Consider the following 518-nt stretch of genomic DNA (forward strand, 5'->3'; position numbering starts at 1 on the left):
CGCCCTCGACCAGTTCCCGGATCGCGTCGAGGGTGGCGTCGTCAGGACGGTCCCCCTCGAATCCGACGAGATACAGCTCGACCGGGCCGACAAGCTCGACCTGCTGCGACGCCTCGGTGCGAACCGGGCGATCGACCTCGCGGATGCCGCTGCTGCCGAGCCGCCCGACGGCGGCTACGACGTGATCATCGAACTCGTCGCGCGCCGCCGCCTCCGGGACTACCGTCGGATGCTCGCACCGCGGGGGCGCTTCGTCATCATCGGCGGACGGATGGGCGTGATCTTCGCGACGTTCGCGTTCGGCCGCGTTCGCGGGCGTGACGGGCGTTCCTACCGAGTGCTCGCGGCTCGTCCCAACGACGGCCTCGAGCAGCTCGGCGCGATGGTGGCGGCCGGGGAGGTGCATCCGGTGATCGATGCCGTGCTGCCGCTCGCCTCGGCACCCGAGGCGCTCGCCCGCATCGGCGGGGGCGACGTGCTGGGCAAGCTCATCATCGACCCGACGCGCTGAGCGCTGC

At 71.8% G+C, this 518-nt stretch carries 1 protein-coding gene; it reads left to right on the forward strand.

The genetic code is table 11. The features are described 5' to 3' along the window. On the forward strand, window positions 1-511 hold a 511-nt coding region (locus tag GH736_RS24260; RefSeq protein WP_159607653.1), incomplete at its 5' end, for a zinc-binding dehydrogenase. Between the last annotated feature and the right edge of the window lie 7 nt (window positions 512-518).

Source organism: Agromyces humi, from assembly GCF_009720255.1.
GTDB classification, from domain to species: Bacteria; Actinomycetota; Actinomycetes; order Actinomycetales; family Microbacteriaceae; genus Agromyces; species Agromyces humi.